This is a genomic window from Methanosphaera cuniculi (assembly GCF_003149675.1).
GTDB classification, from domain to species: Archaea; Methanobacteriota; Methanobacteria; order Methanobacteriales; family Methanobacteriaceae; genus Methanosphaera; species Methanosphaera cuniculi.
Map to the genome: position 1 here is coordinate 1 of NZ_LWMS01000009.1, position 19,061 is coordinate 19,061.

The 19,061-nt window shown below is 28.8% G+C and carries 11 protein-coding genes; 3 read left to right on the forward strand and 8 right to left on the reverse strand.

From position 1 onward, the window contains the following. Positions 1 to 226: 226 nt before the first annotated feature. Positions 227 to 1,378 carry a TIGR03576 family pyridoxal phosphate-dependent enzyme gene (locus MSCUN_RS01410; RefSeq protein ID WP_095609319.1) on the reverse strand — a complete coding sequence of 384 codons (1,152 nt, stop codon included), beginning with the start codon at positions 1,376 to 1,378 and terminating at the stop codon, positions 227 to 229. A gap of 359 nt (positions 1,379 to 1,737) precedes the next feature. After that, positions 1,738 to 2,064 carry a hypothetical protein gene (locus MSCUN_RS01415; protein WP_095609320.1) on the reverse strand — a complete coding sequence of 109 codons (327 nt, stop codon included), beginning with the start codon at positions 2,062 to 2,064 and terminating at the stop codon, positions 1,738 to 1,740. Positions 2,065 to 2,319: 255 nt separating this feature from the next. On the opposite strand from MSCUN_RS01415, the gene MSCUN_RS01420 reads away from it, so the two are divergent. After that, a complete protein-coding gene (locus MSCUN_RS01420; protein ID WP_095609321.1) occupies positions 2,320 to 3,870 on the forward strand; it encodes a flippase in 1,551 nt (516 codons plus the stop codon). Positions 3,871 to 4,231: 361 nt separating this feature from the next. Here the strand turns inward: MSCUN_RS01420 and acs are convergent, their stop codons facing one another. From acs to MSCUN_RS01450, 6 genes are all read right to left on the reverse strand, one after another. After that, a complete protein-coding gene (gene acs / locus MSCUN_RS01425; protein ID WP_095609322.1) occupies positions 4,232 to 6,331 on the reverse strand; it encodes an acetate--CoA ligase alpha subunit in 2,100 nt (699 codons plus the stop codon). A 416-nt stretch (positions 6,332 to 6,747) separates the two neighbouring features. After that, positions 6,748 to 8,901: a Tex family protein gene (locus tag MSCUN_RS01430; RefSeq protein ID WP_095609323.1), complete on the reverse strand. Its 2,154-nt coding sequence runs from the start codon at positions 8,899 to 8,901 to the stop codon at positions 6,748 to 6,750. A 372-nt stretch (positions 8,902 to 9,273) separates the two neighbouring features. Continuing rightward, a complete protein-coding gene (locus MSCUN_RS01435; protein ID WP_095609324.1) occupies positions 9,274 to 10,449 on the reverse strand; it encodes a CapA family protein in 1,176 nt (391 codons plus the stop codon). A 157-nt stretch (positions 10,450 to 10,606) separates the two neighbouring features. Continuing rightward, positions 10,607 to 12,079, reverse strand: a complete 1,473-nt coding sequence (locus tag MSCUN_RS01440) for a sodium-dependent transporter (RefSeq protein WP_095609325.1) — start codon at positions 12,077 to 12,079, stop codon at positions 10,607 to 10,609. 183 nt (positions 12,080 to 12,262) lie between these two features. Then, a complete protein-coding gene (locus MSCUN_RS01445; RefSeq protein WP_095609326.1) occupies positions 12,263 to 13,756 on the reverse strand; it encodes a sodium-dependent transporter in 1,494 nt (497 codons plus the stop codon). Positions 13,757 to 14,085: 329 nt separating this feature from the next. Then, a complete protein-coding gene (locus MSCUN_RS01450; protein ID WP_275542278.1) occupies positions 14,086 to 15,585 on the reverse strand; it encodes a sodium-dependent transporter in 1,500 nt (499 codons plus the stop codon). Positions 15,586 to 15,925: 340 nt separating this feature from the next. On the opposite strand from MSCUN_RS01450, the gene MSCUN_RS01455 reads away from it, so the two are divergent. Further along, the gene (locus MSCUN_RS01455; RefSeq protein ID WP_095609328.1) at positions 15,926 to 17,623 is read left to right on the forward strand and encodes a glutamate--tRNA ligase; all 1,698 of its coding nucleotides are present in this window, start codon (positions 15,926 to 15,928) and stop codon (positions 17,621 to 17,623) included. Positions 17,624 to 17,756: 133 nt separating this feature from the next. Next, entirely contained in the window at positions 17,757 to 18,992 is a 1,236-nt protein-coding gene (locus MSCUN_RS01460) for an LL-diaminopimelate aminotransferase (RefSeq protein WP_095609329.1), read from the forward strand. Positions 18,993 to 19,061: the final 69 nt, after the last annotated feature.

The window sequence follows — 19,061 nt, forward strand, 5'->3', positions numbered from 1 at the left end:
ATATATAATAAATTATATTTGATAATATATAAAATTATCTATAATTTATCCCCTCTGCTAATATTATTAAAAAAAGTTTAAATTGATCTATTAAATTTAAAAGAAATTTGAATTAAGCTATTTTTATAAAAAATAATAGTAAAAAATAAGTATATAAATAAAAAAAAAGTTTAAAAAAGAGAAAAAGTGAAAAAATATTTTATAAATCGTGGATTATAGTTATTTTCTAATATAATGTTTCTTCGATTTTATTTTCATCAAGTACTTCTTTTGTCATGTTAAATGTTTCATCTATTGCATCTATAAGTTCTTCCATTGTTAGTTTATCTGAGTCTTTTGCTGACCAGTCGATACGTACTGTTTTTGAAGCTCCAGGCATTCCAACTGATGGTATTGTTATGATGTTATAGTTTTTTAGAAGAAGCATTGAATATATTGTTGCAATTATATCTGTATCATATTCTATATTTGCTCCTCGTTTTTTAAGTTCATTTACTATTTCATCTTCTTTAAACATGAATCCTGTTGGTGTTTTTTGTGGATTTAATCCTTGGTTTTCTAGCATTTCATAGAGTTTGTCTTTTTGTGTGAATGCTTTTTGTATTCTCTCTGGTGTGTATTTTTCAAGTCCTTTAATCATTGCTACAACTAATGGTGTTTGAGCTTCAAGTCCATATTGGTTTACCACGAGTTTTATCTGGTCTATAAGATCTTTAGATCCTGCCATTAGTCCTCCTCGTGGTCCTTCCATGAGTTTGTCTGTGCTTGTTACAGATAGGTCTGCTCCTAAATCTATTGCTGTTGGCTGGTTATATATTGCACATCTTATACGTGCTCCTGATGCATCATCTACAAATACTGGAATGTTGTATTTGTGTGCTTCATTTATTACTTTTTTGAAGTCTTCTTCATCAATTACTTCTAAATCCATTGTTGTTCCTGTAATTATTACAAGGGATGTATTATCATCTATATGTTTAAGATCATCCATGTCTGTGTATTCTTCATACTCTGCACCAACTAGTTTTGCTGTTCTTGGTATTGATGGATGTGCTGGTTTTTTTGCAAGAAAATGAACAATCTTTGTATCTGGTTCAACTAATGCTATGATGGTTGCTACAATTCCACTGGTTGTACGATTTACTGGTAGTACTTTCTCTCCACCCATATGTTTTAATCCAAGATCTTGTATCTTTTCATCATAAACTGCAGGTCCTGCATATGTTTCAAGAAGTGACATATCATCAGATGTTAGATCAAATCCTCCAGCTAATCCTGTAAGATCAACTAAAGAGTTAACATTATCATTTTTAATTTTTTCATTTATTATTTTAAGTCCTTTTTCTCGTCTTTTTACTTCATCAAGTTCTATTGTCATTTTTTCAACTCACTATATTTTTTTTAGTATTATATTTTTTTTTGAATATTTTGTGTAAAAATAATTTTTTTGTTATATGTACTTATAAGATTATGTTTATTTTTTTATAAATAAAATTATTATATTTACTTAATTAGTATAATTTAAATTACATTTAAAATGAGTATGTGCATAAATATAAACACTTAAAAATAAAAAAAAAGATTATCTTTTATAAAAATAAAAGTTAAAATAAATATTTAATTTAAATGATTTAATCTTTAAATAAATAAAAAAAAGAGGTTATTTTTTTAGATTTTTTGGTAGAATTACTTTTATTATATTCATCTACCAAAAATAAAAAAATATTTTTTTTACATCTAATCTACATTTACTGTAAATACGTTTTTATATAGTTCTATGATTAGTTCTAGTTGTTCTTCATCAAAGCTTATTATTGTTACTTCTCCATCTTCTTTGATGAAATATTCAGCATTAATTATTTTTCCTGTATCATCCATATAGATGTAAATTCCATCTTCTATATTTTCGTCATCTTCATAGTTTTTTAGATTTACTATAATTTTAAGTGACATGTCTACTGAATCTATGTCTTCAAATCCGAAGTCAGGATTTGTTCTTCTATTTTGAAGATCATTATTTAGATCCACCATTCTTCTATCTAATCTTTCTACTTTGTTTTTCATAAAATAAAAACCTTCCCCTAAATTTTGTATTAAGTTATTATTTATTATATTTATTTGTTTTTTATGATATGTTTTTTTATAAATATTATTATAACATGTTTTATAAATAGATTATATAAAGTATTTTATTTATTATAATAGAATATAAAACCATTCTGAAAATGGGATAAAATTAGACTCTTATTTCTTATTTTATAACAATATGAAAAAAAATAGGAAATGGTTTTTATATTTTTTCTTTGGAGGTAAAAATACTTGTCTGATAAAAAATCTAAATTAGCCTCTGGTAGTATTATTATACTGCTTGGTTCTATTATTCTTAGATTAGGTGGATTTATTTATCGATTTATATTAAGTAGACTATTAAGTACAACTGGCTATGGAATTGTTGGATTAACTCTTCCATTTCAAAATGCACTTATTACAGCAGCAAGTGGAGGTGTTCCTCCAGCGATAGCTAAGTATGTTGCTGAGTATAATGCTATTGATGAAGAACAGATGGTACATCAGATTATTGTAACATCAATGAAGCTTATGATTTTCATGGCATTTATAGCAGCAACTGTGATGCTTATAATATCAGAACCTGTTGCTATTGGAATGTGGAATAAACCTGAAGTTCTTATGCCTCTTCGACTTGTTGCTCTTATAGTTCCATTTAGTGTTATTGTAGGAGCACTTCGTGGAGTATTTCAGGGATATTATAATATGCTTGATTTGTTTTATAGTAAGTTTTTAGAACAAATCTTCACATTAATGTTTGCAGTTATACTAGTACTTGTTGGATGGTATGCATCAGGTGCAGTTCTTGGAACCGCTCTTGGATTTCTAATGGCACTTGTTGGTTCATATTATTTATATAAGCGTGATATTCGTGATAAGTTTATAACAAATGAATTTAATAAAATTCCAGTTCGTGAAGAACTTAAGATTCTTGTTAAGTTATTTAAATTTGCAATTCCTGTTGTAATTACTGGTATTGCTGAGATATTTATTTATGATACTGGTACATTTTTTATTGGAATGTTTCAACCAATTATGCTTGCAGGTTTCTATACTAATGCAAGTGCAATGTCAAGAATTCCATTAATACTTGCAAATTCAGTTTCAACATCTATCTTGCCAGCTGCAAGTGAAGCTGATAGTCTTAAAGATAAAGAACTTCTAACAATGTATATTCATCAATCTTATCGGTATACAGCTGTTACAACACTTCCTGTATGTGCTATTATTATGGTGTATGCAACTCCTATAATGACACTCTTTTTTGGTGCTGATTATGCACCAGGAGCTGAGGCATTATGGATACTTGTTACAGGTATGTTTTTCTTTTCAATATATCTTATTACAAGTAGTATGTGTCAAGGACTTGGAAAACCACAAATTCCTATGTATACTTTAATTGTTGGATCAATTGTTAATATTGTTGCAAGTTTCCTTCTTATACCTGATTATGGTATATCAGGAGCTGCTGTTGCAACTACTATTGCTACATTTGTATTGATGATTCTTACAATAGTAAAACTTACACAATTATCTGAGGTTCATCTTCCATATAAGGATCTTGGAAAAATAGTACTAGCATATTTTATCATGGTTGTAGTTTTATGGCTATTTCCTATTAATATAATTGGATTAATACTTGGATCAATTGTAGGACTAATTGTATATTTACTTTTAGTACTTGCATTTAAAGCACTAAAAAAAGATGATGTGGTATTTATAGAACATCTTGTTGATAAAACAGGACCACTTAAAAAATACTTAACACCAGTAGTATCATTTATCTACAAACATGCAGGCTAAAAATGAAAAATTATGTGAAAAGATGAAAAAAAGGGAGAATTAAAGATTTTTATTATCTTTTTTTTTATAATTTCTTTTTTTTTAATTAAATTCACAAAAAAAAATAAAATCATTTAAACATATTCTCCACCCTTAAAATTCTTTTTTAAAAAAAAAAAGAAAGATCCAATTTTTTTTTATTATACTAATTTTTAAAAGCTTTAAATCAAAAAAAAATATCTTGATAAGATCTATATATTTTTTTATAAAAAAAAGAACACTAAAAAAAGCAATTTAAAATAAAATATGTATTTGTGCATAAAAAAAAGAATAAAAAAAAAGAAGGTTAAAAGAGTTGTATTTTATAAGAATTATATTATTCTTATAATGTTATTTTTATATCAAGTGCACTGCATCCATCTTCATATACAAATACAGGGTTGATATCTAATTCCTTAATTTCTGGGAAGTCCATTGTGAGTTTTGCAACACGTTTAATTGTGTCTTTTACAGCATCAATATCACTAGGATTATCTCCACGGTATCCTTTAAGGAGTTTGCTTATTTTTGTTGAATCAATTTGATCATCAATTACTTCATCATTAATTCCAGATCCAAGTTTGAAGCAAACATCATTAATTAGATTTACGTAAATTCCACCCATACCAAATCCTATGATTGGACCAAATTGTGCATCACGTAGCATTCCAACAAGTACTTCATGTCCTGATGGCATCATTTTTTGAACTTCTACACCATCTGGTGTAATGTCAGGATGTGCTTCTTTTGCTTTTCTTATGATTTCATTGTATGTATTTTCAGCTTCATCTTTTGTTTGTACATTTACTACTACTCCACCAATATCGGTTTTGTGTAATATTTTATCTGATGCAATTTTAAGTACTACTGGGAATCCCATTTCTTCTGCTGCATCTGCTGCTTCTTGTGCTGATGTAGCTAGTACTATTGGTGCTGCTGAGATGTTATATGCTTTTGCTACTTGGTATGCTTCACTTCCAATTAAAGCATTACGTCCTTCATCTATTGCTTTGTTAATAATTTTAGCTGCAGCATCATAGTCTACATCTGTTATTTGATCAAGACATGATTGTTGATCTTCAGCTTTGATTGTTGCATATCTTTCCATCATTTGTAAGATGTTTACAGCTGTTTCTGGGAAGATTGTTGTTGGAATTGATGCTTTACGTAGTGTTACATTTTCTTCTTCAAATGCAGGTCCACCCATGTTTACAACAATAATTGGTTTATCTGATGTTTCTTTTGCTTTTACTATTGCATCTCCTACTTCTCCTGCTTTATAGGATGCTGTTGGACATGCCATTATTATTACACTATCAATTTCTGGTTCTTGTAGAATTATTTCTAGTGTTTTTTCATATCTTTCAGGTGGTGCATCTCCTAGTACATCTACCGGGTTATTTACACTTCCTTCATCTGGAATTACTTCTTTTAGTTTATCTTTTGTTTCATCAGATAATTCTGCAAGTTCTAATCCTAACTCTTCAATTTTATCTGCTGTTAGTACTCCTCCACCACCAGCATTGGTTACTACTGCTATATTTTTACCTTTTGGAAGTTCTGATTTGGAGAATGCTAATCCATAATCAAATAAGTCTTGCATTGAACGAGCTCTCATTACTCCACAGTTTTCAAATGCTGCATCAAATGCGAAGTCGTTTCCTGCGAGTGATCCTGTGTGTGATGATACTGCTTTTGCTCCTGCTTGGCTTGAACCGGATTTGAGTATTATTACAGGTTTTTGTTTTGTTACACGTCTCATTACTTCAAGGAATCTGTCACCTTCACTTATTCCTTCAAGGTATCCAAGTATTACTTTTGTTTCATCATCATCTGCAAGTTCTTCAATTACATCAATTTCTGAAACATCTACTTTGTTTCCAAGACTTACAACTTTACTGAATCCTATTCCTTCAGATAAACTCCAGTCAAGAATTGCTACTGTCATTGCTCCACTTTGGGATACAAATGCTATGTTTCCTGCTTCTGGCATTTCTTGTGCAAAGGATGCATTTAGTGGGGTGTATGTATCAAGGCTTCCAAGACAGTTAGGACCTTGAATGTTCATGTTGTATTCTTTTGCAATATCTGCCATTTCTTCTTCAAGTTTTACTCCTTCTCCACCAACTTCTTTAAATCCTGCTGTTAGTGTAATTACGTCTGTTACTCCTTTTTCTCCACATTGTCTTAGTGTGTCATTTACAAATCTTGCAGGAATTGACATTACTACCAGATCTACATCTCCTGGAATGTCAAGTACTGATTTGTATGCTTTTAATCCTAATATTTCACCATCTGCTTTTGTGTTTACTGGGTATATTTCACCTGGGTATCCACATTTTTTAAGGTTATCAACTACGATGTAGCCGATTTTTCCTTCTTGGTTAGATGCTCCTATTACAGCAACTGACTTAGGATTAAATAATCCAGTTAAATCTTTCATATTAATTTCTCCAATTTTGTTGTTTTTTAATTTATTTTTAATAAGATAAGATAAAAAAAAATAAAATATAAAAAAATAATTCTTACTTATTTTATTTATGATTAAAAAGCTTTTTTTTAGATCAATTTTATTTATATTTCTTTAGTAATTGTATCTTTTAAATATCATCTATATTTTTTTTATCAATCAACTCTTTTAAAAAACTTTACTATTCCATCATTATAATTAATGATAAATAAAATTAATTTTTATCTTTAATAAAGTTTTGTAAAAAAATGTATATATAGTTTATTAGAATAAAAAGTTTTTATCAAAAAAAGAATATCAATATAATTTGTTAAAAAAAAATAAAAAAAAGAGAATTAAATAATACAATGTATAAAAATCATGTTTCATACACATACATATTATAGCTTCTAGATTATCATAGATAAGCTTATACGATTACGTTTAAGGTCAATATCTATAATTTTAACTTCAACAATATCATCAATTGACACAACATCCATAGGGTGTTTTATATATTGATCTTCTATTAACTCTGAGATATGAACAAGTCCATCCTGATGTACTCCAATATCTACAAATGCACCAAAATCAACCACATTACGTACAACTCCTTCAAGAACCATACCTTCTTCTAAATCTTCAATTGAGAGTATATCATCACGAAGTTGTGGACCACTAAGTTTATCACGAGGATCACGACCAGGTTTTTTAAGTTCATCAAGAATATCTTGTAATGTCCATACACCAATACCTAGTTCTTCTGCTATTTTTTCCATATCATCAACTTTAATGTCAACTCCACCATTTTTAACATCTGATATGTCATATCCATAAATAGATAAGAGTGCAAAAACAGTATCATATGACTCTGGATGTACACAAGTACTATCAAGTACATTATTTGCATCATATATTCTCATAAATCCAGCACATTGTTCATATGTTTTAGGTCCAATACCATTTACATCAAGTAGTTGTTCACGACTTTTAAATGAACCATTATCCTCACGGTATGCTACAATATTTTTAGCAATCTTAGGTGATATTCCTGCTACATTTTCCATAAGAGTATGTGATGCCATATTCAGATCAACCCCTACATTATTTACACTTTTTTCAATAATACCTTTTAATGATGAGTCAAGTTTTTTAGGATTCATATCATGTTGATATTGTCCTACACCAATACTTTTTGGATCTATCTTTACAAGTTCAGATAGTGGATCTTCAAGACGACGTGCTATTGATATTGCACCACGTTCTGTAACATCATATTCTGGAAATTCCTCACGTGCAAGATCACTTGCTGAATATACTGATGCTCCTGATTCATTTACTATTGAATATGAAACATCTAAGTCTTTTATAATATCAACTATTACTTGTTCAGATTCTCTGGATGCTGTTCCATTACCAAGTGCTATCAGATCAATATTATATTCATAAATTAAATCTAGTACTATATCTCGTGCTTCTTCAACTTTATTTTGAGGATCAGTTGGATATATTACAGCTGTATCTAATACTTTTCCAAATTCATCTATTACTGCTAGTTTACATCCTGTTCTAAATGCTGGATCCCATCCTAGTATTCTATGTCCTCGTATTGGTGCTTGCATTAGTACTTGTTCAAGATTTTTCTTAAATACTTTTATTGATTTATCTTCTGAGTCACTTGTAAGTTTTGATCTTATCTCACGTTCTATAGCAGGTCCTATTAATCTTTTATATGAATCTTTCATTGCTTTTTTTAGAAACTCTTCTGTATATTTGTTATATTTAATTGATTCTGGGTTATCTGAGTAGTTTATTAGTATTTCATCTTCTAAGAAGAATTCTATATTTGGCAGCGGTGCATCTATTGTTACTTTTAGGATTTTTTCTTTTTCACCACGGTTAATTGCAAGTACTCTGTGTTCTGGTATGTCTGTTATGTTTTCCTGGTAGTCATAATACATTTCATATTCAGATGGTACATTTTCATCTTTTGCTGTTGTTATTATTTTTCCACGTCTTAGTGTTATATCACGTATAAATCCACGATAGTATGCATTATCTGATATCATATCTGCTATAATATCATTTGCTCCTTTAAGTGCATCTTTTATTGTTGGTACATCATCTGTTATGTATTTTTCAGCTTCTTCTTCTATTGAATGTGTAAGTGTTTGATCATATATTGTTATTGCAAGTGGTTCAAGTCCTAATTCTCGTGCTTTTGATGCTAGTGTTTTCTTTTTTGGTTTATATGGTCTGTATAGATCTTCAAGTTCTACCATTTGTAGTGTATCTTCTATTTGTAATCTGAGTTCATCTGTTAGTTTTCCTTGTTTATCTATAGAATTTAGTATGAATGATTTTCTTTCTTCTAAGTTTTTTAGATAGTCATATCTTTCATCAAGTTGACGTAGAATATCATCATCTAGTCCCCCTGTTGCTTCTTTTCTGTATCTTGCTATAAATGGTATGGTGTTATCTTCATTTATTAGTGTTATTGCAGCATTTGCTTGCCATGGCTTAATATTTAGTTCTGATGCTATTGTTTTTTCGATATCAATCATTGTGTTTTTCATCCTCATAATTAGTAAGTTTAATAGTTTATTAATTTTTTTAAGAAAAAGTAAAAATGTTATATTTATTTAATTTAAGAAAATTTTATTCTTTATTTACATTAGAATTATTAAATTTTTTTTATTTACTTATATTAATTTATATGTCTTCTAAATATAAATAAATTAAAAACTTATATTTATTAATTAAAATAAGAGCCTTTTATATAATAAAAAAATAAAATTACACATATAAATGATGATAAATAGTGGCTTTTATTATTTTTCATGTAATATGATAAGTAGTGTTGTATTTAAAAAAATAATTTTTCATATAAAAAAAAAAAAGAATAAAAAAAAATAGGAGAAGATTTTTTTTTGAAACTATTTTTTAGTTTCATTTGTTATATTAAATTTTATTATTCCTGTTCCATTATCTGTTATTTCTAGTTGTTCACATTGAGGATTAAGTTCTTCAAGTAATGCTCGTCCACTTGATTGATCCATATAATGTGGTAGATAATTAATAATATCAACAGGATATATGTTTGCAGTTACATTTTCACCACGTACATCAAAATTTACAAAGTATGCTCTGTGTGTTGCAGGATTACTTTGATCAAATATGAAGTTTCCAAGATTATAAAATATTGGTTTTCCATTATATACTTCCATTCCCTGTGTTACATGAGCATGTGAACCTACAACAGTATCAGCTCCTGCATCTATTGCTTTGTGTGATATATCTACTTGTTTTTCATTAGGTGTTCTGCTATATTCATTTCCATAGTGTGTATATACTATTATGAAATCTGATCCATTTTCTCGTGCTTGTTGTATTTGTTTTGGTGATTCATTATCATCCCATGCTGAATATCCAGGAGTATTATCTGTTGCTTTTGGCATAATTTCTTGTGAATATTCTGCAAAGTTTTCACTATCCATGTAGTTGAAAACTGTTATTTTATGTCCATTTTTCTCCATTACAAAAGGCTCAGTTGCTTCTGCTTTATTGTTACCTGCTCCTATATGTGCTATGTTTTTTGAATTAAGATTTTCTATTGAATCTTGCATTCCTTCGATTCCATAGTCAAATACATGGTTGTTTGCATTAGCTGATAGTACTGTGTAGTTTGTACCATTTATAAGATCTATGTATTCTGGACTTGCTTTTAGTGGTACATCAGGTTTAACAGCATTAGATGAGGTTGTAAATGGATTTTCTGTATTTACAATTAGAAGATCTGATGATCCTATTACATTACTTACATATCTATATGGATTTCCCTCACCAAGTACTGCTGGTGTTTTTCGTCCAAACATTACATCTCCTGTAATACTTATGGATAAATTTCCTTTATCTTCACTATTTAATGATGAAGATGTGAATGTATCATCATTATTATCTAGTGGATTTCCTACAATAACTAATAGTGCTAAGAGTATTATGATAAGAATTACTAGCATTATTAGTTTTTTTCGTAGTGAATGATTTTTCTTTTTTTGTTTACTTTGAGATGTATGAGTGGAGTTTTTATTTAATCTAGGTTTATCACTCATATTAATTCACTATTTATTATATATGGATGGTTTTTATTTTTATAAAATATTATTATAAAAATGAATGAGGTTTTTTTATCTTAAAAATAAAACAAGTTGTATAAAAAAAAATAAATAAGTTAAGGGGGTTAATTATTATTTTTTGTAGTTGATCCATTTAATCTAATATTTTAGGTTCATCTGATGCTGGTAGTTTTGTTAGTATTATAGGAACAAGTATGAATATTATTGTTAATATAAGTTCTATAAACTGTGTTTCTGGTGTGTTTGATACAAATATGCCTATTACTCCTGATATCCACATGATAAGAAGTACAAATGGTAGTATGTTTTTAACAAAGAACTTCCATTTACGTCCCATGTTAATTGATGAATTACTTAGTGATGGTATGAATCTATCAAGACCATAACACCATGCCATTATAATAGTTTGTATAATTACACCAAGAAGTATACCAAATTCATTTACAAATGTATCAGTTGTTGTAAGTATATAGTTTCCTGATCCTGTTGTAAATATTAATGATATGAGAACACCAATTATACATATTATTGTCACAGATTTTTTACGTGTAAATCCAAATTTATAACTTAAAGAACATAAGAGTGGTTCCATAAGTGATAATGCTGATGTAAGACCAGCAAAAAGTACACATAAAAAGAATAATGGTCCAAGTATATATGCTACATCTCCCATTATATTAAATATCTCTGGGAACACAATAAACAGAAGTCCTGATCCAGATGTTGCAATATCAGATACTGCAATTCCTGAGTTAAGTGACATAAATCCTAGAATACTAAATACACCTACAGCTGTAAATATTTCAAATCCAGAATTTGAACATACAACAATTAATGCTTTATCTATGAGTTTTTCATTACTTGGCAGATAACTTGCATATGCTATTGTAATACCAAGTCCTATTGATAATGAAAATAGTACCTGTCCAAATGCTGCAAGCCATATGTCAATGTTTGTTAGACTACTCCAGTTTGGTGTAAATAATTCACTTAGTCCTATCATTTGTCCTGGTAATGTGAGAGCATATACTACAATTATTGCCATTATTAAAAATAGCATTGGAACAAGTACTTTTACAACACGACCAATTCCATCATTAAGATCTTTATGTGAAATAAACCATACTATAACCCAAAATATAATAGTTATAATACTAACTGGTAATACAAATTCTAAAATACCTTTAAGATTATCTCCACCTACAATAATATTATTTGCAAAGTATGTTGCAGGAGCAACTCCCCATCCTTTAAAGAAACTTAAAAGTAAATATATGAAATCCCATGCAATAATTACCATGTAATATGTAAGAATTAAAAATACACATACAAGTATAAACCATCCTATATATTCAAATTTAGGCTTTATTTTCTTTAAAATATTTGATATTGAATCTTTAAAATGATATCCTATCGCATATTCTAAAATAAGAAGTGGTATTGCCATTATAATAATTGCTGTAAAATATGGTATAAAGAATGATCCTCCACCATTTGAATATACAACATAACTAAAACGCCAGATGTTTCCAAGACCAACAGCAGAACCTATCATTGCCATAATAAATGCAAATGAACTGTTCCACTTATTAGTAGCTTGTGCCATAATTTTATCTAATTTTTCCCTCCTACTAAAATTTAATCATTAATAATATTATATAGAGCTTATTAAGTATTTATTTTAAACTAATATTATAGAATAAATTATCTTATTTTATAGAAAGAATTATTAAAAATTAGATGATTAAAAAAAAAGTAGATGTAGGAATCTTTCTAATTTTAAAATTCCCTACATGTCAACTTGGTTATTTTCACTAGTTTTAGATGGTAGTTTTGTTAATATTACAGGTACTATTATTATAATTGCTGTTATTATAAGTTCTACCATTAATGTTAAGCCTGTTTCTGTTGCAATTAAATTTATAATTCCCATAATCCACATGAATATTAAAACTATTGGTAGTACTATTTTAAGAATAAATATCCATTTGCTTCCTACTTTAAGTTTTGCTTTATAATTTAATTCAGGTATTAGTTTTCTTAGACCATAATACCATGAGATAATTATTGTTTGTAGTATTACACTCAATAGTATACCAAATTCATTAAGGAATTCATCAGCAATAGTTAGAAGATAATTTCCAGAACCTGTTGTAAATATAAGTGATGCTATTAGTCCTATTGCACATAAAAGTGTTAGTGTTTTTTTACGTGAATATCCAAACTTCTGAGTTATTCCATTACTTATTGGTTCAAGTAGTGAGAGTGCTGATGTAATACCAGCAAATAATACACATAAGAAGAACAATGGTCCTATAATATATGACATTATACCCATTGTATTAAATATTTCCGGAAATACTATAAATAGTAGTCCTGATCCTGATGTTGCAATATTAGATACTGGTATTCCTGAATTAAGTGACATAAATCCTAGAATGCTAAATACTCCTATTGCTGTGAATACTTCAAATCCTGCATTTGCTCCTGCTACAATGAATACTTTATCTATAAGTTTACTTTTTTCAGGCAGATAACTTGCATATGTTACTGCAACTGCTTGTCCTACAGAAAGTGAAAATACTACCTGTCCAAAGGCTGCAAGCCATATGTCAATGTTTGTTAAACTACTCCAGTTTGGTGTAAATAATTCACTTAGTCCTATCATTTGTCCTGGTAATGTGAGAGCATATACCACAATTATTGCCATTATAATAAATAGCATTGGAACAAGTACTTTAACTACACGTGAGAGTCCTTCATTTAAATCTTTATGTGATATAAACCATACAACTACCCATAGTAGTATTGTTATAAGACTAACTGGTAATACAAATTCTAAAATATTATTTAGATTATCTCCACCAACTATTATATTATTTGCAAAGTATACTGCTGGATCCATTCCCCATCCTTTAAAGAAGCTTAATATCAGATATATAAAGTCCCATCCTATTATGATCATATAATATAATAAGACCATAAATACTATGAACATTATAAACCATCCGAAAACTTCAAATTTTGGTTTTATCTTTTTTAGTATGTTTGATAATGAATCTTTAAAATGATATCCTAGCCCATACTCCATTATTAGAAATGGAATTCCAAGTATTAATATTGCTATTATGTATGGTATGAAGAATGCTCCTCCACCATTTGTATATACAACATGACTAAATCTCCATATATTTCCTAGTCCTACAGCAGATCCAATCATAGCCATTAGAAATGCAAATGAGCTATCCCACTGATTAGATTTGCTTTGGGGTGATTTTGTCATGGTTATTTCACCTCCAATAAAAAAAAGAAGGTATAAAAGAAAAAAAGAATTTCTATAAAATTTTAATATTATCTTAATTGACTAATAAAATATTTTTCTTATTTTAAATTCTTTAAATTTAACTTCTCCACTCTTTTTTTACTATATTTTTTTTAAGCGTTTATTATATTAGTTTAATATTAATATATAATAGCTTTCTTAGAAAAATAAGATTTATCTATATTACTTGAAAAAAAGAACCATTTAGATAGAATATGATATTTTGAAAAATTAGATAAAAAAAAGGAATAAAAAAAGGAAAGAATTAATCTTTCTTTTATTAAATTGTATTAGTTATGATAATTTTCATCTACAACTACTTTTTGTGGTAGATATGAAAGTATCACAGGAACTGCTATGAATATTACTGTTATAATAAACTCTATCATTAGTGTTGTAGTTGATTCTGACATGAATAAATCAACAATACCAATAATCCACATTATAGATAATAAAATTGGTAGTACTACTTTAAGTACAAATATCCATTTTTTTCCCACTTTAATAGATGTATTATTATTAAGAACTGGTAATAGTTTTTCAAGTCCATAATACCATCCAAATATTATAGCTTGAAGAACAACTCCAAGTAATATACCAAACTGATTGATGTATTCATCAGCAACTGTTAATATATAATTTCCAGATCCAGTAGTATATATGAGTGATATAAGTAATCCTATAATACATAATACTGATACTGTCTTTTTACGACTCCATCCAAACTTCATACTTATTGAATTGCTCATAGGTTCAATAAATGCAAGTGCTGATGTAACACCAGCAAATAGCACACATAAAAAGAACAGTGGTCCTATAATATATGATACACTACCCATTGTATTAAATATCTCTGGAAATACTATAAATAAAAGTCCTGATCCTGATGTTGCAAGTTCATTTACTGGAATTGCAGTTGAAAATGTCATAAATCCAAGAATACTAAATACACCAAGTGATGTAAATATTTCAAATCCTGAATTTGATGCAGCTACAATAAGTACATTATCTGTAAGTTTTGTCTTATTAGGCAGATAACTTGCATATGTTACAGCTATTGCTTGTCCCATTGATAATGAGAAAACAATTTGTCCAAATGCTGCAAGCCAGATATCAACATTTAAAAGTGCTGACCAGTCAGGATTAAAAAGTGATGTTAATCCAATCATATGTCCTGGTAAGGTAAGTGCATATACTACAATTATTGCCATTACAACAAATAATAGTGGTATAAGAACTTTTACAACACGTGAAACTCCATCATTTAGGTTTTTATGTGAAATAAACCATAATACCGCCCATATTATTATTGTTACAAAAGTAACTGGCATAACTAGTGTGAAAAGATTTGATAAATCATTTCCTCCAACAACAATATTGTTATTAAAATACATGTTAGGATCACTACCCCAACCTTTAAAGAAACTTAAAATCAGATATATTAAATCCCATCCCATAATAACAACATAGTATGTTAAAACTAGAAATACAAGAAATGCTGCAAACCATCCTACAACTTCAAATTGTGGCTTAACTTTCCTAAGAATATTAGAAAGTGAGTCTTTAAACTTATATCCAAGACCATATTCCATTATAAGAAATGGAATACCCATAAGAAATATTGCAGTAAAATATGGTATGAAGAATGCTCCTCCACCATTTGAATATACAACATAACTAAAACGCCAAATGTTTCCAAGTCCAACAGCAGCTCCGATCATTGCCATGAGAAATGCAAATGAACTATCCCATTTACTTTCATGGACAACTTTTTCAGATGCTTTTGTCAAATAAAACCTCCTTTTAAAATAATAGTAAAAAAAATCTATTTTAATATATAAAGAAATCATCTAAAATTTTTTATTAAAAAAAAATAGCATATCTTTATCTATTATTATTTTCTTAAAATATGTAACCTTATAATTTACTAATAAAAAAAAATAGAAATAATATCCTACATTTATAATAACAAATATCATAAAATCTAGTTTATCATACATTTTTTTATATTCTAGAAAACAAACATAATAATATACTTAAACATTCAAAATTTTTATAATAAATAAAATAATCTAATTTTTATAATAATTTTTAATAAAAAAAAATAAAAAATATTATTGGAAGAATAACATGGATATTGAAGAAACTATTTATAAATATGCACTAACAAATGCAATAGAACATTCCAATCAATGTCAGACAGGTTCTGTAATTGGAATGGTAATGTCAAAAAATCCTGAAATGAGAAAAGATCCAAAAACTGTATCACAAATAGCAGGACAAATGACAGCAAAAGTAAATAAAATGACTCCAGAAGAACAACAAAGTGAACTTGAAAAATATGGTGGAGCTGAAGAACATAAAAGAACACCTGAAAAACCAAAAGGTCTTCCTGATCTTGAAAATGTAAATGAAAAAAAAGGTGTAGTACTAAGATTTGCACCAAACCCATCAGGACCATTACATATTGGTCATGCAAGAGCAGCAATACTAAATAAGTTATACCAAGAAAAATATGATGGAAAACTCATACTAAGAATAGAAGACACAGACCCAAAACGTGTAGAACCTGATGCATATGATGCTATAGTTGAAGATATTAACTGGCTTGGAATAAATCCTGATGAAATACACAAACAATCAGATCGTATGCAAATCTATTATGATTATGCTAAAAAAGCAATAGAAATAGGAGCTGCATACATGTGTACATGTGATGGAGCAACATTTAAAGAACTTAAAGATAACTGCCAAGCATGTCCATGTCGTGATAATACAGTAGAAGAAAATCTCAAATTATGGGATGAGTTTGAAAACATGAAAGAAGGTGAAGCTGTATTACGTATTAAAACAGATATTAACCATAAAAATCCTGCAATACGTGACTGGGTAGCTATGAGAATTGTAGATCAAGCACATCCACGTATGGGAAATGAATATAGAATATATCCTATGATGAACTTCTCAGTAACTGTAGATGATCATCTTATGGGATTAACACATGTACTGCGTGGAAAAGATCATCTTGCAAATAGTGAAAAACAAGCATACTTATATGATCATTTTGGATGGGATATTCCTGAATTTATCCATTATGGACGTCTTAAGATGGATGATGTTGAACTTAGTACATCAAAAGCACGAGCAGGTATAGAAGATGGTACATACACAGGATGGGATGATCCACGCCTTGGAACTATTCGTGCAATAGCAAGACGAGGAATTGACAAAGAAGCACTATATGCATTAATTGAAGAAATTGGAACTAAACAAGCAGATGCAACAGTAAGCTGGAAGAAAGTATATGGATTAAATCGTAACATTATAGAAGAGGAAGCTAACCGTTATTTCTTCATACCAAATCCTGTAATGGTAGATGTGGAAGATATTCCTGATGAATTTAAAACCTATATACTAGAGCGTGAATTACATTACAATGAACCAGATCGTGGAATGAGACATCTTAAATTTGATCAAAAAGCATACATACCACAAGATGATTATGATAAAGCATTAAAATCACAAAAACCACTAAGACTAATGGATCTTATAAACATTGACATAACAGAAGATGAAAAAGCTATATATAATTCTAACACACTTGAAGATGCTCAAAAACAGAAAGCTTCAATCATCCAATGGGTACCAACACAAGATGCAATAAAAGCAACAATAATTATGCCAGATAATACAAAAGTAGATGGATACATTGAAAATGATGCAAAAGATCTTAAAGTTGATGATATAGTACAACTTGAAAGATTTGGATTTGCACGTGTTGATAACTTAGATGATGATACAATAACATTTTACTACACACACAACTAGAAAAAAATACATATCCACTCATCACCTCCACACACACCTTTTTTTAGTAATATAACTAAAAAAAAAATATTTAGATAAATAAAACAACATAGAATATAATATAAAAAAAAATATAACAGATTGGTGAAATTACATGGTAGCAACAGTAAATGAAAATTTTGACCTAATACAAAATAACTATCTATTTGTAGAAATAGCAAGACGAGTAGATGAATTCCAAAAACAAAACCCAGATGTAGATCTTATAAAAATGGGAATTGGAGATGTAACCCGTCCACTAAGTAAAACAGTAGTAAAAGCATTTAAAGATGCAGTAGATGAAATGGGAAATGCAGATACATTCAGAGGATATGGACCTGAACAAGGATATGACTTCTTAATTGAAAAAATAATAGAAAATGATTATGAACCACTAGGAGTTGAACTTAAAAATTCAGAAGTATTCATAAGTGATGGAGCAAAATGTGATACAGGAAACTTCCAAGAACTATTTTCACAAGATAACATAATAGCAGTAACAGATCCTGTATATCCTGTATATGTAGATAGTAATGTAATGGCAGGAAGAAGTGGAAAACCACAAGAAGATGGATTCTATGAAAACATAGTATACTTACCTGCAACAGCAGAAAATGATTTTATCCCAGAACTTCCAAAAGAAGATGTAGATATCATATACTTATGTTACCCAAACAACCCAACAGGAACAACACTAACATATGATCAACTAAAACAATGGGTAGACTATGCAAAAGAAAACGATGCACTAATACTCTTTGATGCAGCATATGAAGCATTCATAAAATCAGATGATGTACCACATAGTATCTATGAAATTGAAGGTGCAAAAGATGTAGCTATAGAATTTAAAAGTTACTCAAAAGTAGCAGGATTTACAGGAACAAGATGTGCATACTGTGTAGTACCAGAGGAAGTAACAATAAAAAATAGTAAAGGTGAAGATGTACAACTAACACCACTATGGAACAGACGTCAATCAACCAAATTTAATGGAGTATCATACCCTGTACAAAAAGCAGCAGAAGCAATATACACACCAGAAGGTAAAAAAGAAATACAAGAAGATCTTGATTACTACGTTAAAAATGCACAACTTATACGTCAAAGTCTTGAAGATCTAGGACTTGATGTTTATGGTGGAGTAGACTCACCATATATTTGGGTAAAAACACCTAATGGAATAGATTCTTGGGAATTTTTCGATATTCTTCTTAATGATGCAAATGTTGTAAGTACACCAGGTGCAGGATTTGGTCCAAGTGGAGAAGGTTATATTAGACTTACTGCCTTTAACACATATGAAAAAACAAAAGAAGCAATGGAAAGAATTGCACAACTTGAATTTTAGAAGTTAAAAAAAAATATGATAAATAGAAAAAAGTTAATACTTTTTCTAAAAATTTATCAATTTTCTTAA

Bases quoted from the DNA above. Each gene is read 5' to 3' on its own strand.
- MSCUN_RS01410 (WP_095609319.1), bottom strand. From the start codon at position 1,378: ATGACAATAGAACTTGATGAAGTAAAAAGACGAGAAAAAGGACTTAAA.
- MSCUN_RS01415 (WP_095609320.1), bottom strand. From the start codon at position 2,064: ATGAAAAACAAAGTAGAAAGATTAGATAGAAGAATGGTGGATCTAAAT.
- acs (WP_095609322.1), bottom strand. From the start codon at position 6,331: ATGAAAGATTTAACTGGATTATTTAATCCTAAGTCAGTTGCTGTAATA.
- MSCUN_RS01430 (WP_095609323.1), bottom strand. From the start codon at position 8,901: ATGATTGATATCGAAAAAACAATAGCATCAGAACTAAATATTAAGCCA.
- MSCUN_RS01435 (WP_095609324.1), bottom strand. From the start codon at position 10,449: ATGAGTGATAAACCTAGATTAAATAAAAACTCCACTCATACATCTCAA.
- MSCUN_RS01440 (WP_095609325.1), bottom strand. From the start codon at position 12,079: ATGGCACAAGCTACTAATAAGTGGAACAGTTCATTTGCATTTATTATG.
- MSCUN_RS01445 (WP_095609326.1), bottom strand. From the start codon at position 13,756: ATGACAAAATCACCCCAAAGCAAATCTAATCAGTGGGATAGCTCATTT.
- MSCUN_RS01455 (WP_095609328.1), top strand. From the start codon at position 15,926: ATGGATATTGAAGAAACTATTTATAAATATGCACTAACAAATGCAATA.
- MSCUN_RS01460 (WP_095609329.1), top strand. From the start codon at position 17,757: ATGGTAGCAACAGTAAATGAAAATTTTGACCTAATACAAAATAACTAT.